The following is an 18,200-nucleotide window of genomic DNA, read 5'->3' on the forward strand; positions in this document are numbered from 1 at the left end:
TGAGAAAAGCTGATACTTTTCATTTGTTAATAAATAGTGTAAACTTAGTACCAAGTACTAATAACTAATATAATGCATGGAGTGGGAGGACTTTTTCTATATGAATCTTTCTTTAACTGGAAAAACATATGTAGTAATGGGGGTAGCAAATAAACGTAGTATCGCATGGGGAATCGCTCGGTCACTAAACAATGCTGGTGCACGTTTGATCTTTACCTATGCAGGGGAAAGGCTTGAAGGCAGCGTCCGTGAATTAGCTGAATCATTAGAAGCAGAAGGAACTCTTGTGCTTCCTTGTGATGTTACCAAAGATGAAGATGTGGCTAAATGCTTTGCTGATATTAAGGAAGCTGTAGGTACCATCCATGGTGTTGCACACTGTATTGCATTTGCTAACAAAGAAGAATTAAACGGGGAATATATGAACACTACAAGGGAAGGATTCTTGTTGGCTCATAATATTAGTTCTTATTCTCTAACTGCTGTAGCAAAAGAGGCTCGGGGATTAATGACAGAAGGCGGAAGTATCGTCACATTAACATATCTAGGCGGAGAACGAGTTATACAGAATTATAATGTAATGGGTGTTGCAAAGGCTTCTCTTGATGCAAGCGTTCGTTATTTGGCTGAAGATTTAGGCAGGGAAGGGATTCGTGTCAATTCAATCTCGGCAGGACCGATTAGAACCCTATCAGCAAAAGGTATTAGTGATTTTAATCTAATTACAAAAGTGATTGAAGAAAAAGCACCTTTACGTAGAGCTACAACGCCAGAAGAAGTCGGTGATACTGCACTATTCCTATTCAGTGATCTTTCTCGAGGAATCACGGGTGAGAATATTCACGTTGATTCAGGATTTCACATTTTATAATGGTAATGCCCGCTATTTAGTTAGTGGGCATTTTTCTATTCTAATTTCCATGAACTAGTATAGGCAAACTGCATACATATAGAGTGTAGGGCTAGGTAAATGGAGGTGAATTGGATGGAGAAAAAGGAAAAACGTGGACCGATACTTTATGTTTCACAGACGTTTTTAAATACACCTGTAAAAAACAATCAGGAAATTTTTACAACCAGGCAGGAGGTTCAGCTGCCAATTGAAGAACCACTGCTAGAGGAGGAAAGCAACAAGGAAAGCAACAAGGAAAGCAAGAAGGAAAGCAACAAGGAAAGCAAGAAGGAAAGCAACAAGGAAAGCAACAAGGAAAGCAACAAGGAAAGCAAGAAGGAAAGCAACAAGGAAAGCAAGAAGGAAAGCAAGAAAAAGTTCTTTGAAGTTTCACTTGCAAAGACAGAATTACCTAAAGAGCCTAAAGATAAAGAAGCGGTGCAGAACCACAGTATTCCACCAAAACAAGAAAAACCCCGTACATTTAACAAAGTAAAAGGCTTTAGAGAAATGAACCTTATGGAGCGTTTAGAATACCTTGAAAATTTCCCTAAAGCATTGCCGCCAGTTCCTTGCGTCTTTTATACCGAAGAAAAGAATTTACAAGGATATTTAGTTGAATATAATGAACAGGATGTAACGATTCGCTTTCCAAATCAAACAACTGAGACCATTTCTTTAAAAAACTTAAAAGATGTCATGATGATTGGCATAAACAGGTAAACAAAAAAAGCCAGCCGGGTTATCGACTGGCTCATTTTATTACAAAGAAATTAGTCACATAGACCAAGGTCTACATCAGCAATACATTGTATAGCACAGAAACAATTTAAATCAACTGTAATACAGTCATTGCTGGCACGGAAGCGTTCAACTTGACAAACTCTTTCTAGGTTAATACAACATCTGTCTCCGCCGGCTACTAGGTTAATTGGGATAAAGTTCCCGCCTTCTCTGCGCCCTGGAATGAGAACACGAAGTGTTGCACAACAATTATCAAATATATCTTCTACGCGAAAGAAAATTGATACACATGCATTGCCTTCGCCGCTAAAGAACGCGTGGAATGGTGAACCATCAGCGTTTTTTAATACAAAAACACGAGTATCTGCACGATCTCTTCTTGCTGGTGACACTAGTGAACCAAGTGGTTCCAAGAAACAACTTGGACAATCTACACAATCATCATCTAGTACAGCATTATCCTGGATATCTTTTATAGCACGAACAACATCACATACACAGCCATTGCTGCTCCGTGAGTCACTATTTCCGCCACAACCCATTAATTACTCCTCCTATCCGTGATATATCTTACATTACTAACATATTTAAACAGGACCAATTGGGTAACGGACAAACGCCTTTTTAAGTAAAATTAGGCTAATTAAATGGAAAGGAAAGAAAAAATGAACATTGATTTTTTAACTTTTATTATATTAGGATTAGCCTGCTTTCGATTAACAAGGCTTATTGTTTTTGACAAAATAACTGAATTTCTTAGGCAGCCCTTTTTTGATGAAATAGCAGAAGAAAATGAAGATGGTACAGTAGAGGTGTATTATCTTCCGAAGAGGACACCTATTAAAAAATTTATTGGGGAGCTGCTAAGCTGTTATTGGTGTACGGGCGTGTGGATTTCAGCAGCAGTTATAACTGGGTACCTTTTTTTCCCGGCCCTATTTGTACCAATTATTCTCGTATTTGCAGTTGCGGGTTTGGCAGCAATTTTGGAATCTGTTGTTCAGCTTTGGATATAAGAGAAATAAGCTAAAATGGTTGTCCGCCCGAGACAAGTTCTATATTTCTAACATATCTTATTAGTAGTAAAAATAACGATATGGGAGTGGTAATAGGGTGAATATAGATAATAAGAAAACGCAATTAACAAAAACTACTCAAACGAAGAAAACGACTAAGAAAAAAGGCTGCGGCTGCGGTAAAAAAACTCAAAGATAAACTTAACTGCCAGAATTTATGGCAGTTTTTTTTTTGTCCACTAGAAAACTAAAAAACAAAAGTTACCGTATTCAAGTCATAATTTTTGTCAATCTCGAAAAAACTATATTGGAGTGATATTTCTACAATTCGGATAAGGGAAGGAAATAAGATGGTCTACATAATTCGGCTAATGTTATTTTTATCTATATTTTTAATGAGCTCTTGTAGTCAGGGACAAAATGAGAAGGATAGCCAACTGGCTCTCATGAAAACGACCAATCCTAACCCGACTGTTACTGAGAATAAGGGCCAGGACAAAGCAGAAAAAATTGAGAAGGAAGTAGAAAGTTTCGATGAAATTTATGATGTTGCAGTTGTGAAAGGGAAGAAGGATACACTTGTTGTATATAAAGTGAAGCATATGCAACGATTCAATATGAAAAAAATCGAAAAGAATTTAAACAAAACACTAGAAAAAAAGCATCCGAAGGAAAACTTTACAGTGTCGAGTGACTATAAGATATTTTTAGAAGTTGTGCGCCTAGTTGAGAGGAAAAACAATGGAACTCTTTCTGATAAGCAGGCAGAAAAACGTTTTAACGAAATCGTTAAAATGACATCAGATATGAAGTAAGAAGGGATGAATATCAATGGCGAGCAAGCAGAAAAATATGACACCCCAGCAGCAAAAATATCAGCAGCTCCAGCAGAAACATGAACTTAAACGACCTGTCCTAAAGAATTGTATAAAGGCATTTTGGGTGGGTGGTTTAATATGCGCTGTGGGGCAAGCAATAAGTTATTTTTACATTTACTTTTTCCATTTCACAGAACAGAATGTTGGTAATCCGACAGTAGCAACAATGGTATTCCTGTCAATGCTGCTAACAGGATTCGGCGTCTACGATCGCCTCGGACAGTTTGCTGGTGCTGGAAGTGCGGTGCCTGTCACTGGATTTGGGAATGCAGTTATTTCTGCTGCAATAGAGCACCGAACTGAAGGCTTTGTTTTAGGTGTTGGCGGGAATATGTTCAAGCTTGCTGGCTCAGTCATTCTATTCGGAGTGTTCTCTGCGTTTGTTGTTGCACTAATTAAAACGCTGCTGGGAATGTGGGGGGTTTTGTAATTGTTAAAAGGGCATCAATCTTGGGTTTTTAATAACCGGCCAATGATATCAGCAACAGGTGTTTCCGGCGGCCCCTTTGAGGCAAATGGAAATTTAGCCAATGACTTTGATATCCTTCATGAGGATTTATGGATGGGGATGGATTCCTACGAGAAGGCACAAAGAGTTCTACTGGAAGAGGCAGTAAGAACCACATTAGCGAAAGCGAAAATAGAGAAAGAACAAGTTGAATTTTTATTTGCTGGAGACCTTATTAATCAAATAACTCCTACTAGTTTTGCGGCAAGAACCATGCAAATTCCTTATTTCGGACTTTTTGGAGCTTGCTCAACTTCAATGGAAGGATTAGCATTAGCATCTTTTGTTGTCAATTACCAAGGGGCAAGAAATGTGTTAACTGGAGCCTCAAGCCATAATGCTGCTACTGAAAAACAATTTCGTTATCCAACTGAGTATGGAGGACAGAAGCCTCCTACGGCACAATGGACAGTTACAGGTGCTGGGGTTGGCCTGATTACACAAAATAGCCCTGGACAACAGCTGCCTGTTACCACCTCAGCAACGATTGGAAGGGTAATCGATATGGGATTGTCTGATCCTTTTAATATGGGAGGAGCCATGGCGCCTGCGGCGGCAGATACCATCATGGCCCATTTTCGCGATATGGAACTAGACCCCTCTTACTATGATTTAATTATTACAGGTGACTTGGGCAGAATTGGACATGACACCGCATTTGAATTACTTGGGAAGAGTGGGCTTAAATTAGAACGGAAACAATTTCAAGATTGTGGTCTATTACTTTATAAGGATGATCAGCCGGTTCAAGCTGGGGGGAGCGGTGCGGGTTGTTCAGCTGTTGTTTTATATGGCCATATACTAAACCAGATGCAAAAGGGAAGGTATAAGCGGATATTAGTAGTTGCAACTGGAGCGCTTTTGTCACCGCTTAGTTTTCAACAAAAAGAATCGATTCCATGTATCGCTCATGCGGTGGCCATTGAAATGAATGAAGAGGGAAGGTAATACGGATGTTAGCAATGTTTTTTTGGGCATTTGTGGTTGGGGGATTCATTTGTGTGATCGGACAGCTTCTATTTGACGTTGCTAAGCTTACACCTGGCCATACACTAAGCTTGCTTGTAGTGGCAGGTGCCATATTAGATGGATTCGGGCTGTATGAACCACTAGTGGATTTTGCCGGTGCAGGTGCAACTATCCCTATCACAAGCTTTGGTAATTCCTTAGTCCATGGTGCCTTACAGGACGCAGAAGTTCATGGACTGATTGGAGTTTTAACTGGCATGTTTCAGGTTACCAGTTCTGGTATCTCAGCGGCAATTATTTTTGGATTTATTGGGGCCTTAATCTTTAAACCAAAGGGTTAAAAAAATTTCAGAGGTTGTCAGTATCGTGTCGCCTAGTACACTTTGAAGCTGTTTCTCATATGTTATTAATGAGACTTACAAAGTGAGGTGACACTTTATGTTTGGTGGATATGGTGGATATGGCGGCTGTGGCTACGGCGGTGGATATGGCGGCGGTTCAACTTTTGTTTTAATCGTCGTATTATTCATTCTTTTAATCATCGTGGGCGCAAGCTTCTTTTAATCAATGTCGGTGCAAGCTTTTATTATAAAACTGCAAAGCTTGCGGCGAAAGAAAGGTTGGCCATATCAGTGGCCAGCCTTTTCTTTTGGTGTCTAGCTCCAGCGCCTAGGGGCTCGGGGTCATAAGCCAATCCGTCAAGAAGGTTAAAGAACAACCTTCTAGCCAGCTCGTCTTATGCCTGTCCCCCCTGGACAAGGCGCTTCCGCTTTTCTTAGTCATTCTTTTCACGTTTTAAACCTTCCTTCATACAATAAGAGTAGCCTATGAAGGAGCGTGATTTTTACCATGGATAATGGTTTCTTTAAAAATGTTGAAAAGAAAACAGGCGTTAATATGAAAGATATTCTTGAATTAGCGAATTCCTTACAAAATGCGAATTTTAAAGATGAAAAAACCGTTCGCAATGTTATCCGCCGCGTTTCGCAAATTGCAAACAAGCCAGTAAATAAAGAAACGGAAGATAAAATTGTGCAATCTATCGTAAACGATGGAAAACAACTCGATTTCAATACAATTTCAAAGATGATTAATAAAAAATAAGTAAAAGAGACCTCTTTCCTTGATGGAAAAAGGTCTTCTTTGTTATTTTTTATTTTTTTTTGTTAAAGGTGTTAAAAAACGGGAAGGATTAGCCTTTTTACCTCTTCGATTCTGGGGAACAGAGAGAAGTAGCTCAAACTTTGCTCGTGTCATCGCTACATAAAAAAGTCTTCTTTCTTCCTCTAGTGCTGCAAAGTCGCCATTTCTTGAGCCTTCTAAAGCGTAATCATGCGGCAGGCTGCCATCGACCGCTCCAATGATATATACGTTTTTGTATTCTAATCCCTTTGCCCGATGGATGGTACTTAGACTAATGGCGTCAGGAAAATGCTTACTTAAATTTTTAATTTCTTTGTTCATCGCGGACATATGCTCCGCATGTGATAGGAAGGCTTGAATACTCGTAAAGCTTTTTGCTGCAACCTTTAAATCCTTTAAATCATCGGAGCCTTTATCTTGCTGACTCGATTCATTTCCTCGTTTTTTCAAAAAGTCAAGAAAACCTAATTCCTTTTCAATGATTTCGATTGATTTAAGCGGGGAGGCAAATTTCAACGAGCGAATGTGCTGCACGGCCTTTTTTAATTTTTTTTCTTGAAAAGCATGTTTTGTTTTTAAATGGGAAAGCGCCTCCAGATAGGTACAATCTTTTAGTATGCTTTCAGCCTTAATATCCTTTAGTGCATGCTGACTCAGATATAGAGCAGGAAAAATATTAGCTAATGCCTGATTGTCATCTTCATCTAAGCTTATTTTTATAAATGAAAGAACGCTTTTTACAATGTGTCGTTCATAAAAAGCCTCTGAATCTAAATCAATTTTAAAAGGCAGGTTTGAACTTGCTAAACGTTCAAATACCGCTCGTGACCCTGCATTGGTCCGATACAAAATCGCAAAATCAGTTGGTTTTGCTCCATGCACAATTTTCTCTTGGATGTCGGTTACAATCATCGTTGCTTCTTCCTCTTCATCAAAAGGAAAGAAGAGGATAGGGGAGGTACCAGATTCAAATTGTGCTTTCATTTTCTTAAATCTTCTAACCTTGTTCTTCATGATCATCTCATTGGCAGCAGAGACAATTTCATGGGATGAACGGTAGTTTTGCTCCAGTGAAACTAATTTTGCATATGGAAAGTCCTTTTCAAACTCTAACAGATAACTAGGGTCGCTGCCTCGGAAGGAATAGATGGCCTGATCGTCGTCCCCTACGGCACAAACATTTTTATTCTTGTCTGAGAGCAGCTTTATCAGTTCATATTGGACCTTATTAATATCTTGAAATTCATCAATAAGAAAATAATGAAAGCGATTCTGGTAAAGTTCAAGCAGCGATGGTCTGGTGCTCAGCAGCTGATAGCAGCCAATCAGCATATCGTCAAAATCAAATAAGCCTTTTTGTGCTTTATATTCCTCATATTTCTTATAAAGAAAGGCAGCTTTTTCTTCCCAATCTGTCAGCGGCTTCACTTCATGAGGAAATAGAAGTGAATTCTTCCAAAAGCCAATTTGCTGTAGGGCTAAATCATAGGCGAATTCCTTCTCAGATAAATCGATTTCCTTCCCAGCCTCTTTCAAAATCTTATCGCGCTGCCACTCCTTCTTCAACAGACGTTCTCCGGACCAATTACTCCCCTCATGAAACATAAGAATACGATAAAAAATACTATGGAAGGTGCCGGTCACCAGGTTATTTATTTGTCCCTTATTAATCTGCGGATAAGTAATCAAACGATTTTTCATTTCACCAGCAGCTTTTGAGGTAAATGTGACGAGCATGATGGTGCGCGGGTCAATTTTTTTTACATTTAACATATAAGCGGTACGCGCTGTGAGTACTCGTGTTTTCCCGCTGCCTGCACCAGCAAGGACTAATAATGAGCCTTCAGTTTCCACAACAGCTGCTGCTTGACTTTTATCGAGTATAACTCCATTTGTGGCCAGTTCTCTTAGATAGGAGTCATGATCAAGGTGGTTTGCACCTTCGGTTTTTATAAAGGGCAGGGAGCATTTGATAGTTTTTGATGGACGGAATAAGCTGGTACTTTTAGATGTTTCAATAATGGTTCTTCCTTGGGGGATACGAAATCCATTTCGCTCCACCATAATCGGTTCCATTTCTTCAATTACTGGTTCTGGACATGAAGTTTCAGGAGATTTAATATGATAAAAATAAGGTTGTTCCAGTATACCAAGAAATAACCGTACCTTTTCCTGACAGACAGGGCAGGATAACTCACCGTTTTTTCCCTGCAAATATATTAATTGATATTGTTCTCGGGCTACTTGGTCAAGAACAATCCTTTGATTTTGATGCATAGCAGTTTTCATTATTCAGCCTCTTTTTTCAAAAATACGACAAACTCTATCATAGCAAAACTAGTTACTATCGAAAAGTGCCCATCTATTCAAGAAATGAAAAAAGCACTTGCCACTTAAGGGCAAGCGCTTGAAATTAAATTTTTTTTATCATGGTTTTATGAGGAATCCCAGCGTCTAGAAATTCTTCGGAAACAACCTCATAACCGAGACCAGCGTAAAATGGGATAGCGTGTGTTTGAGCATTTAACTTTAATTTATGTAGTTCATTTTCGAGAGCATAAGCTTCAATTTCACTCATAATGGCTTTTCCAGCGCCAGTTTTTCTAGCTTCCTTTAATACACAAATTCGTTCTACCTTCCCAAAACCATCTATAACACGAAAGCGGCCAGCTGCAATCGGTGAGCCTTCCAGGTAGGAAACGAAATGTACAGCGTCTTCCTCATATTGATCAATTTCTTCTTCGGCAGGGACATTTTGCTCGTCAATAAAGACAGTTCTTCTGACACAAAAAGCATCTTCAAGTTCTTTTTCATTTTCTACAACTTTTACATTCACAGTTGATTATTCCTTTCCTAGGCGAAATGTTTCGTAAACCGTCCAAGAACCATTTTCTAACTGATAGAGTAAATGGAAGCGGTCAACACTTTCTTCATGATCAAATCTTTTCATTCTTAATGAGCCATAAACATCTGAATGCTCATCATTTGAAAGCTCTTGACCAATCGTAATATGTGGAACGAAAGCATATTCTAAATTTTGCTCACTAAATTCTTGATTGATTTCATGATGTAATAAATTTAACTCTTCGGTTGGCTCTACTTTAAAGTAGATAACATTATTTACGGGCTGAAAAGAGCTGATTTTTGTTGTTTTTAATGTAAACGTATTAGTATTGCTTGCTATTTGCCTTAATTTATCAGCAAAGTAAACAACATCCTCTTCCTTTGCTTCAAATGAATTTTTCAACGTTAGGTGTGGAGTGATGAGTGAATAATGCGGGTCATAACGCTTACGATAGGAATTAGCTAAATCTTGTAGTTTTTTTGATGGAAAAATAACAACTCCAAATTTCATATGTGTAACCTCCATATAAACAAGAATTTTTCTTAAATCGGTGCAGTCATGGACCTTCCTGCTATTATAGCAAATATTCAAAAAATATGAAATGACCTTAAAACATCATCTTTAAGGCTCTTTTTAAATCAGGCTGCCAAAATGTCCATGTATGGTCGCCGTCGAATTCATCATAAAAATATGTAAAGGCCTTGTTTGTTAAGATTTCTGACAGCTTCCGGTTTGGATTTAGGAAGTCGCTTTTTTTGCCATTAGTGGTTTGGACTTCGGTTTCCTGATTTCCAACAATATGATATATCTCTAAAAGCTCAGCTTTGGTAAAGCTTTCGACCAATCCAAACACTTCATCTTCAACAAGCGGTGATTGTAGAAGCACTTTTCCAAAAGTATGAGGATATTGGAGAGCGGTCATTAACGATACTGTAGCTCCAAGTGAATCACCGATTAGCGCCCTTGTTGAGCCCATCTGATAAGTTGGAAATTCTTTATCTAGGAATGGAACTAATTCATGTGCTAAAAAGCGAATGTAATGTTGATTTTGTTCTCCAGCAGGGTGGTATTTCCTGCGGCGATCCTCCACATTCTTATAGGGTATCCCAACGATGATTAAATTTTCAATTTCTCGCTCAAAAAGATACTCATCTGCTAATCGTCCAATTCTGCCAAGTTGAAAATAATCTCTGCCATCCTGGGCGATTAACAGTGAGTATTTATATAATGGTGAGAAATTTGCTGGCAAATAGATGAGAAGCTGTATTTCTTCTCCAAGCTCATTACTTTTAATTGTATGTTCTTTTATCGTGCCTTTTGGTATCTCCATGCGACAATTCCCCCAATGTTCGATAGATACAACTGCATTTTATCATAACTATAGCGGAAATGCTCAAGGGGAAAAGAAGGTTATTAGGGGGAGTCTTAGTGTAGGAAAGAATCGTTTGCGCGAGTATTTGGCATTAAGGATAAAATATTTTCCCGGCGAAAGGTGCGAACCTGTTTACGGAGCAAACAATACGCGCGGATGTACTCATCATTCACTTCTTTCACAAGTAATTTTCGTTGAGATATCTGCTGGTCGCAAGATAGGTAAATCATCTCTAACGGAATATTTTCCTCTATAGCACGTAACAAAAGCCCATCCATGTATATCCCGCCTTTCTGATATTGTATACTATTATTATATCCGAACATTCGTTCTTTATTCGAATATTTTTTGGTATGTATGTTCCTTTTTAAAAACTGTTGACTTTTTATGAGATTTTACTATAATTATATTTGTAGCTTAATAAGAGATCTGTTAGCTCAGCTGGGAGAGCGCAACCTTGACAGGGTTGAGGTCGGGGGTTCGAACCCCTCACAGGTCATTCATACAGAGCCTTGGTAACCATTGTGTTATCAAGGTTTTTCCTATATAACAGGAAATTTAGTTTAGTAATACAGATGATTTGATGGCAGAATCTATTACCTCTAAAATTCAACATAATCATAATTACCCCTTCTTCAACTCCCTCAAGGACTTCTTCATCTCAACTCTTTTTTCTAACCGAATTAGTATCTTTAAAAAAATTTCCTTTTAAGGGGCCAGTTGTAATAAAGGATCTTTCATAAAATCAAAAAGCCCTTTCTATTTTATTGGAAATATAATTTTTGCGGTTTAAGTGCAAAAAAAATAATGATAGTGCCAAGAAATTTTGCATATTGTTTTCACAAATAGTTCACAAATAGGTGTTTTTAATATTGGCACAGTAATTGCAAGTTTATAAGTGAAAATTAAATTTGGATAAATATGTATTGTATCCATTTTTTGATGGGGGTGAAAGGGGAAAATTCTATACAAATATAAAAGAACATAACAAATGAACTAAATGAGATTTTCCTTTTAAAAGAAATTGATACGTTCATAATCATCAAAGGGGGATTACCAATGAAAACAGGTACGGATCGTGTAAAAAGAGGCATGGCTGAAATGCAAAAGGGCGGCGTCATAATGGATGTTGTGAATGCTGAGCAAGCAAAAATAGCAGAGGAAGCAGGAGCGGTAGCTGTAATGGCCTTGGAGCGCGTTCCTTCTGATATCCGTGCAGCTGGCGGAGTAGCAAGAATGGCAGATCCACGAATTACAGAAGAAGTTATGAAGGCAGTTTCCATTCCGGTTATGGCAAAAGCACGTATCGGACACATCGTTGAAGCCCGGGTTCTTGAAGCAATGGGTGTTGATTATATTGATGAGAGCGAAGTTTTAACACCGGCTGATGAAGAGTACCATCTAAATAAAAAAGTTTACACTGTTCCTTTTGTTTGTGGTTGCCGTGATCTAGGAGAAGCAGCTCGCCGTATTGGTGAAGGTGCATCCATGCTTCGTACAAAAGGAGAGCCGGGAACTGGTAATATCGTAGAAGCTGTTCGTCATATCCGTAAGGTAAATGCACAAGTTCGTAAAGTCTCTACAATGAGTGAAGATGAATTGATGACAGAGGCTAAGCTACTTGGAGCTCCTTATGAACTTCTTCTAGAGATTAAGCGTATTGGACGCCTGCCTGTAGTAAACTTTGCAGCTGGTGGAGTAGCAACGCCTGCTGATGCTGCGCTTATGATGCAGTTAGGTGCTGATGGAGTATTTGTTGGTTCTGGAATCTTCAAATCTGATAACCCAGCAAAATTCGCTAGAGCTATTGTGGAAGCAACAACCCACTACCAGGATTATCAACTAATTGCAGAGATTTCAAAAAATCTTGGAATTGCAATGAAAGGTATTGAGATTTCAACTCTGTCTCCTGAAGCGCGTATGCAGGAACGTGGTTGGTAAAAATTTTAAAAGGATTTTAACATACAAGGGAGAATAAATTATTTATGTTGTAGAGGTCTAAAAAATAGTTGTAAGCTCTTTATTGGTAGTGAAAGCGCTTTAACTTTTTTAAAAATTTAAAATATTCACATTGACATTGTTTATTCTAACCCGTATACTCGTGTTAGAAAGGTGTTCAGTGGGTTTTTGAAGGGTGGATTAGGGCATGCAAACACTGGAAACGGTGATTGTTACAGGATATGCAAAAGCTCCACAGGGAACTTCCATGTATGAAATGTATAAGCATGCGGGAATTGTCCTCGAAGTGGATCTGAAAGATCATAAGATTATCGGAGCTGAATTCACATTCGTAACTGAACTAACAAAAAATTATTTTCAAAAACTGCTGATAGGCTACTGTCTTCAAGACGGTGTTGAGCAGCTGATTAAACGAATTCAAAGTTTTTATTTTGCTCCATCCCAGCAAGCGATCATTGTGGCTCTTCAAGCTGCAGTTCAACGTTACTGGGATAATGTGAAGCAAATGAATACATAACGTTTGGTTATAATAAAGTGGGAAGATGACCTCTTCCCATGGTCTTATTAAAACCGGGCAAACATGAACTCTGTATAAGGAATGTTCGTTGAAACGACATTCTTTATAGAGATTTATGTTTTGCTCGGTTTTTTTATTTTACCGAACGGTTAACACCCGCAAAAGTCGATGGAAAGGCAGGGATAAAAAACATGAGCAAGCTGATTACATGCGAAGAAGCTGTAAAAAAGGTTAAAAGCGGCTCTCGAATTATGGTAGGTGGATTTGGACTTGTAGGAAGTCCGCTTAGTTTAATAGCCGCTTTGGCTCAGTCGGAAGTGAAAGACTTAGAGATTATTAGTAATAACCTTGGTGAACCAGGTAGAGGTCTTGGAGTTTTAGTCCGGCAAAAGCAAGTAAAAAAAGCAATAGGTTCGTATTTTACATCCAATCCAGAAGTAGTTAAAGCTTATCAGGATAAAGAATTAGAAGTGGAGCTTCTCCCACAAGGAACGATGTCTGAAGCCATTCGAGCGGGCGGTGCGGGATTAGGAGGGTTTTATACACCAGTCAGCGTAGGAACGAAAATCGCTGAAAACAAAGAAGAGCGTACCCTTAATGGTAAAAAGTATGTATTTCAAGAGCCTCTTAAAGCCAATTTTTCTTTAATTAAAGCGAAAAAGGCAGATCAATTAGGAAATCTCATATACAACAAATCGGCAAGAAACTTTAATCCGATGATGGCAACAGCTGGGGATGTGGTTATTGCAGAGGTGGACGAGATTGTGGAGGTTGGCCAAATTTCTCCTGAAGAAATTGTGACCCCTCATTTATACGTTGATTATATAGTTGTGAAGGGCGGTAACTAGCTTGAATATGAAACAATACATTGCTGCAAGAGCTGCAAAGGAATTGAAGGATGGCGATATCGTCAATTTGGGGATAGGGATTCCAACATTGGTGGCTGATTATATTCCATCAGATGTTAAAGTTTTTTTACACTCGGAAAACGGCATTCTTGGAGTAGGTCCTACGCCAGATCAAGAGCATATTGACCAAAATCTTGTCAATGCAGGGAAACTGCCTGTCACAGTATTGGAAGGATCATCCTTTTTTGATAGTGCTTCCTCTTTTGCGATGATTCGCGGAGGGCATGTAAGCGTTTCAATCCTAGGCGTGTTGCAAATTGATCAAGTGGGGCGGATTGCCAACTGGGCCGTACCAGGAAAAAGTGTTCTTGGTGTAGGCGGGGCGATGGATTTATTGGAAGGCTCCAAAAAGGTCATTGTAACAACGATGCATACTTCTAACCAAGGAGATTCAAAAATCGTCAAGGATTTAACTTATCCGGTCACATCGGAACGAATAGTGGATTTAATTATTACCGATTTGGCGGTGTTCGCTGTAAAGGAAGATGGACTTCATCTTATTGAGCTTTCCCCTGGAGTATCCCTTGAGGAAATTCAACAGAAAACGGACGCACCCTTCCAAATTGCTGAATCTTTCAATAAAGGCAAAGAGGTGAATGTATAGTGGTTGTAATTGTAAATGCATTTAGGACTGCTATCGGAAGCTTCGGTGGGTCACTGGCAGATACGCCTCCGGAAGTGCTCGTATCCCTCATCATGAAAAATAATCTTTCTGCTTCCGGTTACGGTGCCAATATTGTCGATGAAGTCATCGTCGGACAAACAAAGCAGAGTGCGCATGCTCCGAATATTGCAAGAGTCGCGGCATTACAGGCCTATTTTCCAGTATCTATTCCTGCTTATACTGTTCACCGTCAGTGCGGTTCGGGCATGCAGGCCGTCATTAACGGAGCGATGTCCATTTTGACTGGTCAGGCGGAAGTCGTTATAGCAGGAGGTGTCGAAAACATGTCACAAGCGCCTCATTATACGCTTGGCACTCGAATCGGCCACAAGATGGGAGATATGACGCTGTATGATTCAAATACGGAGAGTCAGCCAAAATCGCAGCCAGAGGAGATATACGGTCGTTTCACGATGGGGCAAACAGCTGAGTGGCTGGCTGAAAAATATAACATTACCCGCCGTGAACAAGATGAATTTGCTTTCACGAGTCAGCAGAAAACGAAACGTGCAATTGAAATGGGCCACTTTGAAGAAGAAATCATACCTGTTCCGGTAAAGGAAGGAAAAAAGGGGATCCGACACTTTGCGATAGATGAGTACCCAAGATTGACGGACATTGAAAAGTTAGGAACACTAAGTTCTGTGTTTCAAAAGGATGGTACGGTAACAGCCGGAAACTCATCCGGAAGAAATGATGGAGCTTCGATGCTGCTGTTGATGTCGGAAGAAAAAGCGATACAACTTGGAGTGGTCCCGATGGCAAGGATTCGTTCCTTTGCTGCAGCGGGTGTATCACCAAAAGATATGGGAATCGGTCCGGTTCCTGCATCCCAGATTGCGTTGAAAAAAGCGGGTCTTCGTTTGGAAGATATCGATTTGATTGAATTAAATGAAGCATTCGCTGCTCAAAGTCTTGCTTGTTTAAAAGAATGGGACATAAAAGGAGACAACGTGAATGTAAACGGAGGGGCGATTGCCTTAGGCCATCCACTTGGGTGCTCCGGTGCGAGAATCGTCACTACATTATGCCATGAGCTTGAAAAACAAAAACGGCAATATGGCCTTGCGACGATTTGTGTGGCAGGTGGATTAGGACTGGCAATGGTGGTGGAAAGATGGATGGAATAAATAAAGACTACGTGTTTCATCGTGATTTAAAAAAGGAGTACCCGATTATTACCCACGGTGTAGGAGTCTATCTCATAGATGAGAACGGGAAAAAATATTTGGATGCTTGCTCGGGAGCGGTTGCAGCCAACTTGGGCCATGGGATTACTTCTATAGGAGAGGCCATGGCAGAACAAGCAAAAAAAGCAGCTTTCGTTCATACAATGCGCTTTGAGACGAAAGCGTTGCATGAACTGGCTGAAACAATCGGAAAAATGGCTCCAGACCATTTAAATAAAGTGTATTTTACAACAGGAGGCTCCGAAGCAAATGAAAGTGCTTTGAAGCTGGCGAGGCAATATCATAGGGACGCCGGCAGACCCCAAAAACACATTGTGATCGGGCGATGGCAATCGTACCACGGTAACACTATCGGTTCTTTATCAGCAGGAGGAGATGTTAAAAGAAGGCATGCATACACTCCTAATCTTTTAAACTATGCCCATGTCTATTCTCCGTACTGCCACCGATGTCCATACGATCGTCAAAAAGATGATTGTCTCTCTAAACAAAACTGGACATGTGTAACGGATATTGAAAGAACCATTTTTGAGCTTGGTCCTGAGAACGTGTCGGCATTTATTGCCGAACCGATTGTTGGAAGCCAGCAAGGTGCTGTTCCACCGCCGCCGGGGTATTTTGAGAAAGTTCGAGAGCTGTGTGATCATTACGAAATCGTCTTAATTATCGATGAAGTGATGACTGGATTTGGCCGTACTGGTACCAACTTCGCGACAGAACAGATTGGAATCAAGCCTGATATAATCACATTCGGAAAAGGGGTATCAGCGGGATATGCTCCGCTCGCCGGAATGATCGTTCATAATCGGTTAATCGATGGGCTCATTCAAAACAGCGACGGGAAATTCATTCACGGTTACACATATAGTGGGCATCCTGTTGCTGTTGCAGCCGGTCTTGCTGCATTGGACGTATATAAGCGAGATATGGTGCTGGAAAACGTCAAAAAACAAGGTACCTACCTTGTCAAACGTCTTATGGAGCTGAAGCAAAAACATTCTTATATATCTGATGTTCGGGGCAGAGGGCTTTTAATAGGTATGGAGCTTGTGAAGGATCCTGGGCAGGATCTGTTGTTCGATCCATCTGAAAAAGCTGCTGAAAGATTGAATGGAATTGCGATGGAACTCGGTGCGGTTTTTTATCCCGGTTCCGGTTCAATTGACGGTACAAAGGGGGAGCACCTCATCATCAGCCCTCCTTTAAATGTTACGAGAGCAGAAATTGATGAGATTGTAAGAATTTTAGATGAATCATTCACGATATTCAAAGGTCAATTAAGAAAGGATGAGATTTATGAAATTACAAAATAAAACAGCAGAGATTAAAGAAAAAGCACAAAAACATTTATCACCGGTTATGACAAGGGTAACGGAGCTTGTCATTGAAAAAGCGCATGGCGCCAAATTTTGGACGACAGACGGAAAGGAGTATATCGATTTCGTTTCAGGAGTGGCTGTCAATGCAGTCGGGCATACGAACAGGAAAATGGTGGAGGCCATTAAAAAGCAAGCTGAAGCCTTGATTCATCTTGGATTGAACTATGGTTATTATGAAACGGCAGCGAATTTGGCGGAAAAGCTTGCTCATATCACACCAGGAAATCTAGACACTGTCTTTTTCTCCAATTCGGGAGCTGAAGCTATTGACGGTGCACTTAAACTAGCAAAGGCGGCCACAGGCAGGCCCGCCATCATTGCTTTTGAAGGATCGTTTCATGGCCGTACATTAGGAGCAACAGCCATTACTGCATCAAGCTCTAAATACCGTCGTTATTATGAACCGATTTTAGGTGAGGTGTATCACGTTCCATATCCGTATCCCAGCCAGCTGAAAAACATTAGAGAAGAAGAAGCTGAAGAGTATTGCTTGAATCAGCTTCAAAAGTTGTTCGATTTACGGGTGGATCCTTCACGAGTAGCGGCCATCATCATTGAACCTGTAATGGGTGAAGGCGGCTATTATCCAGCACCGCCAAGCTTTTTGCAGGAGTTAAGAAAGATTTCAGAGGAACACGGCATTTTGCTTATCTTTGACGAAGTACAAACAGGATTTGGCAGGACAGGCAAAATGTTCGCGGCAGAACATGCGAATGTGACTCCTGATATTTTAGTACTGGCAAAAGCCCTTTCCGGCGGCATGCCTCTTGGTGCCATTGTAGCATGTCGTGAGCTTCATGAAAAATGGCCGACGGCCGGTCATGGTTCGACATTTGGAGGAAATCCAGTTTCTTGTGCTGCGGCATTGGCAAACATAGAGGTCATTGAGGAAGAGAAGTTAGTAGAACGCAGTGCTAAACTCGGTGCCGAGATTGTCGGCCGACTTCATAACTCAGTAGGACATTTACCGGGCATTGTTGAAGTTCGAGGAGTCGGCATGATGATCGGTATCGAATTCGATTCGGAATCTGCTGCTTTCTTAGTACCGAAAATTAAATCGAAAGCACTTGAAAATGGATTGCTCATTATGAACTGTGGTGTAAGCGGGCAAACAATCCGATTAATGCTGCCTCTTAATATTCAAGAAGACGTGCTAGATATAGGATTAACGATTTTAGAAGATGTGATAACAGAAACAATATCCGGAAACTAATTT

Annotated in this window: 22 protein-coding genes and 1 tRNA gene; 17 read left to right on the forward strand and 6 right to left on the reverse strand. The window is 40.1% G+C overall.

The window, feature by feature from the left end:
• Positions 1 to 100: 100 nt before the first annotated feature.
• Positions 101 to 871: an enoyl-ACP reductase FabI gene (fabI, locus tag QNH48_RS07990; protein ID WP_095249769.1), complete on the forward strand. Its 771-nt coding sequence runs from the start codon at positions 101 to 103 to the stop codon at positions 869 to 871.
• A gap of 114 nt (positions 872 to 985) precedes the next feature.
• Positions 986 to 1,615 carry a CotO family spore coat protein gene (locus QNH48_RS07995; protein ID WP_283954472.1) on the forward strand — a complete coding sequence of 210 codons (630 nt, stop codon included), beginning with the start codon at positions 986 to 988 and terminating at the stop codon, positions 1,613 to 1,615.
• Between the two features lie 50 nt (positions 1,616 to 1,665).
• Here QNH48_RS07995 and QNH48_RS08000 read toward each other — a convergent pair whose 3' ends face one another.
• A complete protein-coding gene (locus tag QNH48_RS08000) occupies positions 1,666 to 2,178 on the reverse strand; it encodes a CotY/CotZ family spore coat protein (RefSeq protein WP_283954473.1) in 513 nt (170 codons plus the stop codon).
• A 123-nt stretch (positions 2,179 to 2,301) separates the two neighbouring features.
• Between QNH48_RS08000 and QNH48_RS08005 the strand changes: the two genes are divergently transcribed.
• From QNH48_RS08005 to spoVIF, 7 genes are all read left to right on the forward strand, one after another.
• Complete coding sequence (locus tag QNH48_RS08005) at positions 2,302 to 2,652, forward strand: DUF1360 domain-containing protein (RefSeq protein WP_283954474.1); 351 nt, start codon at positions 2,302 to 2,304, stop codon at positions 2,650 to 2,652.
• 395 nt (positions 2,653 to 3,047) lie between these two features.
• Positions 3,048 to 3,467 (forward strand): YhcN/YlaJ family sporulation lipoprotein, encoded by a 420-nt coding sequence (locus tag QNH48_RS08010; RefSeq protein WP_481858489.1) that lies wholly within the window; start codon positions 3,048 to 3,050, stop codon positions 3,465 to 3,467.
• Between the two features lie 16 nt (positions 3,468 to 3,483).
• Positions 3,484 to 3,960, forward strand: coding sequence for a stage V sporulation protein AC (gene spoVAC, locus QNH48_RS08015; RefSeq protein ID WP_133371685.1), 477 nt, complete (start codon positions 3,484 to 3,486; stop codon positions 3,958 to 3,960).
• Positions 3,961 to 4,986: a stage V sporulation protein AD gene (gene spoVAD / locus QNH48_RS08020; protein WP_283954476.1), complete on the forward strand. Its 1,026-nt coding sequence runs from the start codon at positions 3,961 to 3,963 to the stop codon at positions 4,984 to 4,986.
• Positions 4,987 to 4,991: 5 nt separating this feature from the next.
• Entirely contained in the window at positions 4,992 to 5,348 is a 357-nt protein-coding gene (gene spoVAE / locus QNH48_RS08025) for a stage V sporulation protein AE (protein WP_283954477.1), read from the forward strand.
• A gap of 97 nt (positions 5,349 to 5,445) precedes the next feature.
• Positions 5,446 to 5,571 (forward strand): YjcZ family sporulation protein, encoded by a 126-nt coding sequence (locus QNH48_RS08030; RefSeq protein ID WP_095249763.1) that lies wholly within the window; start codon positions 5,446 to 5,448, stop codon positions 5,569 to 5,571.
• A gap of 285 nt (positions 5,572 to 5,856) precedes the next feature.
• Positions 5,857 to 6,111, forward strand: coding sequence for a sporulation-specific transcription regulator SpoVIF (gene spoVIF / locus QNH48_RS08035; RefSeq protein ID WP_095249762.1), 255 nt, complete (start codon positions 5,857 to 5,859; stop codon positions 6,109 to 6,111).
• 42 nt (positions 6,112 to 6,153) lie between these two features.
• Here the strand turns inward: spoVIF and QNH48_RS08040 are convergent, their stop codons facing one another.
• The 5 genes from QNH48_RS08040 to QNH48_RS08060 form a co-directional block, all read right to left on the reverse strand.
• Positions 6,154 to 8,439: an ATP-dependent helicase gene (locus QNH48_RS08040; protein ID WP_283954478.1), complete on the reverse strand. Its 2,286-nt coding sequence runs from the start codon at positions 8,437 to 8,439 to the stop codon at positions 6,154 to 6,156.
• 124 nt (positions 8,440 to 8,563) lie between these two features.
• Positions 8,564 to 8,986: a GNAT family N-acetyltransferase gene (locus tag QNH48_RS08045; protein ID WP_283954479.1), complete on the reverse strand. Its 423-nt coding sequence runs from the start codon at positions 8,984 to 8,986 to the stop codon at positions 8,564 to 8,566.
• 6 nt (positions 8,987 to 8,992) lie between these two features.
• Positions 8,993 to 9,505: a YjcG family protein gene (locus tag QNH48_RS08050; RefSeq protein WP_283954480.1), complete on the reverse strand. Its 513-nt coding sequence runs from the start codon at positions 9,503 to 9,505 to the stop codon at positions 8,993 to 8,995.
• A gap of 97 nt (positions 9,506 to 9,602) precedes the next feature.
• On the reverse strand, positions 9,603 to 10,325 hold the full coding sequence (locus QNH48_RS08055) for an alpha/beta hydrolase (RefSeq protein WP_283954481.1): 723 nt from the start codon (positions 10,323 to 10,325) through the stop codon (positions 9,603 to 9,605).
• 95 nt (positions 10,326 to 10,420) lie between these two features.
• Positions 10,421 to 10,645: a WYL domain-containing protein gene (locus QNH48_RS08060; protein WP_283954482.1), complete on the reverse strand. Its 225-nt coding sequence runs from the start codon at positions 10,643 to 10,645 to the stop codon at positions 10,421 to 10,423.
• A 148-nt stretch (positions 10,646 to 10,793) separates the two neighbouring features.
• Here QNH48_RS08060 and QNH48_RS08065 point away from each other — a divergent pair.
• The 8 genes from QNH48_RS08065 to QNH48_RS08100 all read left to right on the forward strand — a co-directional run bounded on the left by QNH48_RS08065 (position 10,794) and on the right by QNH48_RS08100 (position 18,197).
• Positions 10,794 to 10,866 (forward strand) — tRNA-Val (locus tag QNH48_RS08065).
• A 560-nt stretch (positions 10,867 to 11,426) separates the two neighbouring features.
• Positions 11,427 to 12,308 (forward strand): pyridoxal 5'-phosphate synthase lyase subunit PdxS, encoded by an 882-nt coding sequence (gene pdxS, locus QNH48_RS08070; RefSeq protein WP_283954483.1) that lies wholly within the window; start codon positions 11,427 to 11,429, stop codon positions 12,306 to 12,308.
• 205 nt (positions 12,309 to 12,513) lie between these two features.
• Positions 12,514 to 12,843, forward strand: coding sequence for a DUF3870 domain-containing protein (locus QNH48_RS08075; RefSeq protein WP_283954484.1), 330 nt, complete (start codon positions 12,514 to 12,516; stop codon positions 12,841 to 12,843).
• Positions 12,844 to 13,034: 191 nt separating this feature from the next.
• On the forward strand, positions 13,035 to 13,691 hold the full coding sequence (locus QNH48_RS08080; RefSeq protein WP_283954485.1) for a CoA transferase subunit A: 657 nt from the start codon (positions 13,035 to 13,037) through the stop codon (positions 13,689 to 13,691).
• 1 nt (position 13,692) lies between these two features.
• The gene (locus QNH48_RS08085; protein WP_283954486.1) at positions 13,693 to 14,355 is read left to right on the forward strand and encodes a 3-oxoacid CoA-transferase subunit B; all 663 of its coding nucleotides are present in this window, start codon (positions 13,693 to 13,695) and stop codon (positions 14,353 to 14,355) included.
• Positions 14,355 to 15,545: a thiolase family protein gene (locus QNH48_RS08090; protein WP_283954487.1), complete on the forward strand. Its 1,191-nt coding sequence runs from the start codon at positions 14,355 to 14,357 to the stop codon at positions 15,543 to 15,545. The genes QNH48_RS08085 and QNH48_RS08090 overlap by 1 nt, the downstream gene beginning before the upstream one ends.
• Positions 15,533 to 16,918 carry an aminotransferase family protein gene (locus tag QNH48_RS08095; RefSeq protein ID WP_283954488.1) on the forward strand — a complete coding sequence of 462 codons (1,386 nt, stop codon included), beginning with the start codon at positions 15,533 to 15,535 and terminating at the stop codon, positions 16,916 to 16,918. Before QNH48_RS08090 ends, QNH48_RS08095 begins: the two co-directional genes overlap by 13 nt.
• Positions 16,902 to 18,197, forward strand: coding sequence for an aspartate aminotransferase family protein (locus QNH48_RS08100; protein WP_283954489.1), 1,296 nt, complete (start codon positions 16,902 to 16,904; stop codon positions 18,195 to 18,197). The genes QNH48_RS08095 and QNH48_RS08100 overlap by 17 nt, the downstream gene beginning before the upstream one ends.
• Positions 18,198 to 18,200 lie beyond the last annotated feature (3 nt).

Origin of the sequence: Neobacillus sp. YX16, assembly GCF_030123505.1 — a bacterium.
Lineage (GTDB): Bacteria > Bacillota > Bacilli > Bacillales > Cytobacillaceae > Neobacillus.

Coding starts and splice junctions, on each gene's coding strand:
- fabI (WP_095249769.1), top strand. CDS start 101: ATGAATCTTTCTTTAACTGGAAAAACATATGTAGTAATGGGGGTAGCA.
- QNH48_RS07995 (WP_283954472.1), top strand. CDS start 986: ATGGAGAAAAAGGAAAAACGTGGACCGATACTTTATGTTTCACAGACG.
- QNH48_RS08000 (WP_283954473.1), bottom strand. CDS start 2,178: ATGGGTTGTGGCGGAAATAGTGACTCACGGAGCAGCAATGGCTGTGTA.
- QNH48_RS08005 (WP_283954474.1), top strand. CDS start 2,302: ATGAACATTGATTTTTTAACTTTTATTATATTAGGATTAGCCTGCTTT.
- QNH48_RS08010 (WP_481858489.1), top strand. CDS start 3,048: ATGAGCTCTTGTAGTCAGGGACAAAATGAGAAGGATAGCCAACTGGCT.
- spoVAC (WP_133371685.1), top strand. CDS start 3,484: ATGGCGAGCAAGCAGAAAAATATGACACCCCAGCAGCAAAAATATCAG.
- spoVAE (WP_283954477.1), top strand. CDS start 4,992: ATGTTAGCAATGTTTTTTTGGGCATTTGTGGTTGGGGGATTCATTTGT.
- QNH48_RS08030 (WP_095249763.1), top strand. CDS start 5,446: ATGTTTGGTGGATATGGTGGATATGGCGGCTGTGGCTACGGCGGTGGA.
- spoVIF (WP_095249762.1), top strand. CDS start 5,857: ATGGATAATGGTTTCTTTAAAAATGTTGAAAAGAAAACAGGCGTTAAT.
- QNH48_RS08040 (WP_283954478.1), bottom strand. CDS start 8,439: ATGAAAACTGCTATGCATCAAAATCAAAGGATTGTTCTTGACCAAGTA.
- QNH48_RS08050 (WP_283954480.1), bottom strand. CDS start 9,505: ATGAAATTTGGAGTTGTTATTTTTCCATCAAAAAAACTACAAGATTTA.
- QNH48_RS08055 (WP_283954481.1), bottom strand. CDS start 10,325: ATGGAGATACCAAAAGGCACGATAAAAGAACATACAATTAAAAGTAAT.
- QNH48_RS08060 (WP_283954482.1), bottom strand. CDS start 10,645: ATGGATGGGCTTTTGTTACGTGCTATAGAGGAAAATATTCCGTTAGAG.
- pdxS (WP_283954483.1), top strand. CDS start 11,427: ATGAAAACAGGTACGGATCGTGTAAAAAGAGGCATGGCTGAAATGCAA.
- QNH48_RS08075 (WP_283954484.1), top strand. CDS start 12,514: ATGCAAACACTGGAAACGGTGATTGTTACAGGATATGCAAAAGCTCCA.
- QNH48_RS08080 (WP_283954485.1), top strand. CDS start 13,035: ATGAGCAAGCTGATTACATGCGAAGAAGCTGTAAAAAAGGTTAAAAGC.
- QNH48_RS08095 (WP_283954488.1), top strand. CDS start 15,533: ATGGATGGAATAAATAAAGACTACGTGTTTCATCGTGATTTAAAAAAG.
- QNH48_RS08100 (WP_283954489.1), top strand. CDS start 16,902: ATGAAATTACAAAATAAAACAGCAGAGATTAAAGAAAAAGCACAAAAA.